This is a genomic window from Streptomyces sparsus (genome assembly GCF_054776295.1).
Genome location: NZ_BAAHCA010000657.1, coordinates 1 through 2775, shown reverse-complemented (window position 1 = coordinate 2775; position 2775 = coordinate 1). Strand labels below are relative to the sequence as shown.

At 74.4% G+C, this 2775-nt stretch carries 1 protein-coding gene; it reads right to left on the bottom strand.

Annotated elements, in window-relative coordinates:
* The coding region (gene dnaE, locus ACYVE9_RS21750; RefSeq protein ID WP_461029575.1) for a DNA polymerase III subunit alpha at positions 1-2775 on the bottom strand (2775 nt) is incomplete at both ends.

Sequence of the window (2775 nt, the reverse complement as noted above, 5' to 3'; positions counted from 1 at the left end):
CGGTGGAGCGCTGCGCGAGCCGGGCGGCGACCGCCTCCAGGTCGCCGGTGCGGCGCAGCTCGATCAGCTCGGCCAGGTTCCAGGCGGCGGAGCCGACCACGCTGAAGCTGCGCGGCCCGCGTCGCTGCACCACGCCGCGGACCAGCAGCAGCCAGGAGTGGAAGACGGTGTGCGCGCACGCGGCGTGACTGTCCTCGAAGAACGCCAGGTCGGACAGCCCGGTGCCGTCGTCCAGCGTCACGAAGACGACACGGCGGCCGGAGCGGATGGGCGGTGTCTGGGTGGCGGCCTTGGCCCCGGCGACCAGCACGGTGTCGCCGTGCCGCGCCTCGCGCAACCGGCGGGCGGAGAGCACGCCGAGTTCGGTCAGGAAGTCGCGGTGGTCACCCATGAGGTGCCGGGAGGCGTCCATGCCGAGCACGCCCAGCTCGGCGTCGAGCCGCTCGTTCCGGTCGAGGTCGGGCAGGCCGGCGGGTACCGGCGCCCCGGCGTCCGCCAGCGGGAGCTGCGCGGAGCCGCCGGTCGGCCGACGGCCGCGGTGCAGTTCGGCGATCTGGAGCAGCAGGTCACGCCGGTTGCCGCCGAAGGAGTCCAGCGCCCCGACCCGGGCCAGGTTCTCGGCGACCGGGCGCGGCGGGCGGGCCCGGTCCACGAGGTCGGCGAGCCCGGAGTACGGCTGCCCGTCGGCGATCCGCCGCGCGTCGTCCTCGGTGATGCCGCGCACCTCACCGAGCGCCAACCGGACGCCCCACGCCCCCGATTCGGACTCCAGTTCGATTCGATAGGCGACGTCGGACCGGTTCACGTCCAGCGGCAGCACCGGCACCCCGCGGCGGCGGGCGTCCGCCAGCAGCAGACGCTTGGGGTACATGCCAGGATCGTGGGTGAGCAGCCCGGCGTAGAAGGCGGCCGGGTGGTGCGTCTTGAGCCACGCCGACTGGTAGGTGGGCACCGCGAAGGCGACGGCGTGCGCCTTGCAGAAGCCGTAGGCGCCGAACGCCTCGACGACCTCCCACGCCCGGGTCACCACGTCGGGGCGGTAACCCCTGGCCGCGGCCTCCCGCTCGAACCAGGCCCGGATGCGCGGCTTCAGTTCGGCGTGCGCCAGCGCGCGCCGGGTCTCGTCCGCGAAGGACAGCCCGCAGCCGGTCAGCACGTCGAGCAGGCCGATGACCTGCTCGTGGAAGACGACCACGCCGCAGGTGTCCGCCAGGACCGGCTCCAGGTCCTCGTGCGGATAGCGGACCGGCGCCCGGCCGTGCCGGGCCTCGATGAACGGCCGGACCATGTCGGCGGCGACCGGACCGGGCCGGAACAGCGAGATGTCCACCACCAGGTCGTGGAACCTGCTCGGCTGGAGCCGTCCGATCAGGTCGCGCTGGCCCGGCGACTCGATCTGGAAGCAGCCGAGCGTCTCGGTGGAGCGGATCAGTTCGTACGTCCGGGGGTCGTCGTGGGGCAGCGCGTCCAGGTCGGGGCGTCGACCGGTGGCCCGTTCCACCTCTCCCACCGCGTGCGCCATCGAGGACTGCATGCGCACCCCCAGCACGTCCAGTTTGAGCAGGCCCATGCGTTCCACGTCGTCCTTGTCGAACTGGGACATCGCGAAGCCCTCGCCGCTGGTGGGCACCACCGGGGTGCGCCCGCGCAGGGCGGCGTCGGACAGCAGGATCCCGCACGGGTGCATGGCGACGCCGCGGACCAGACCGTCCAGCGCCTCGACGAGCTCCCACATCCGGGGTCCGTACCGGTCGGGGTCGATGCCGCGCAGCTCGGGCAATTCGGCCAGCGCGGTCCGGGCGTCCCCGGCCCGGATGTGCGGGAACGCCTTGGCCAGCCGGTCCACCTCGGCCGGGTCGACGCCCAGCGCGGCGCCGACGTCACGTACCGCGTGCCGGACCCGGTAGGTCTCCGGCATGGCGACGGTGGCCACCCGCTGCTCCCCGAACCGTTCGAAGACCGCCCGGTACACCTCCAGCCGGCGGGCCGACTCCACGTCGATGTCGATGTCCGGCAGGGCCTTGCGCCGCTCGGAGAGGAAACGTTCCATCAGCAGGCCGTGGTCCAGCGGGTCGGCGGTGGCGATGCCCAGCAGGTGGTTGACCAGGGATCCCGCGCCGGAACCGCGGGCGGCGACGCGGATACCGAGCCCGCGCACGTCGTCCACGACCTGCGCGACGGTGAGGAAGTACGAGGCGAAGCCGTGCCCCTCGATCACCCGCAGCTCGTCCTCCAGCCGCTGCCAGTGCCGCACGTCCCGGTCGTACCGCCGGACCACCATGGCCGCGGCGCAGCGCGAACGCAGCACCCGCTCGGCGGTCCGGCGTCCCGCTCCGGCCAGGTGCGGCTCCGGGAAGTGCGCCGTGCCGACGCCGAGGTCGTCCCCCGAGTCCACCCGGCACTCGGCCGCGGTCTCCTCGGTCCTGGCCAGCAGCCGGTGCGCGTCCTGCCGCCGGAATCCGGCGGCGCCGGCGATCTCCTCGGCGACCTCCGCCATCTCCCGCGGCCCCTTCAGCCACCGCTCGCCCCGGTCCAGGCCGCGCCGGGGATCAACGGGGACCAGGCGCCGGGCCGCGTCGAGCACGTCGGCGACCGGTCCCTGACCGGCGTCGGCGTAGCGCACCGCGTTGGTCAGCACCGGAGTGACCCGCTGCTCGGCGGCCAGGCCGAGCATCCGGGCGGAGTCCCGCAGCTCCGCGGACCCCACCACCTCAAGGCGCAGGGCGGCGCCGAAGACCTCACGCCAGTGCCGCAGCAGCCGCGCGGCCCGGTCCG